At 47.9% G+C, this 489-nt stretch carries 2 tRNA genes and 1 rRNA gene; all 3 read left to right on the top strand.

Annotated elements, in window-relative coordinates:
- Window positions 1–86: ribosomal RNA gene (locus JYB62_RS19585) — 16S ribosomal RNA — on the top strand; the annotation flags it as partial.
- Between the two features lie 58 nt (window positions 87–144).
- Window positions 145–218, top strand: a tRNA-Ile gene (locus tag JYB62_RS19580).
- 16 nt (window positions 219–234) lie between these two features.
- Window positions 235–308, top strand: a tRNA-Ala gene (locus JYB62_RS19575).
- Window positions 309–489: the final 181 nt, after the last annotated feature.

Below are 489 nucleotides of genomic sequence, written 5' to 3'. Positions count from 1 at the left end.
AGGAGCTGTTTAGGGTAGAACCGGTAACTGGGGCTAAGTCGTAACAAGGTAGCCGTACCGGAAGGTGCGGCTGGAACACCTCCTTTCTGGAAAAGACCCTGTCACTCAGGAGCCTTACATACTTCAAGTTATTCAAATAGAGTTGGGCCTGTAGCTCAGGTGGTTAGAGCGCTACACTGATAATGTAGAGGTCCGTGGTTCGAGTCCACGCAGGCCCACTAATACTCTTAAAACGGGGGATTAGCTCAGCTGGCTAGAGCACCTGCCTTGCACGCAGGGGGTCAACGGTTCGAATCCGTTATTCTCCACTTTATTTCCTGATCGTAATACTATTTTGCGATCACATTTACCTCGAATGTGAGGTAACAAGTTCATTGACATGTTGAGCAGAAATTGTAACAGAAGTACTTTTAAAGTACAAAAGTAGAGTAAGTGAATAAGGGCGCACGGGGGATGCCTAGGCTCTCAGAGGCGAGGAAGGACGTGATA

This window comes from Algoriphagus lutimaris, from assembly GCF_017051705.1.
Lineage (GTDB): Bacteria > Bacteroidota > Bacteroidia > Cytophagales > Cyclobacteriaceae > Algoriphagus > Algoriphagus lutimaris.
The sequence above is the reverse complement of the archived record's forward strand: the minus strand, read 5'-3'. Positions and strand labels throughout refer to the sequence as shown.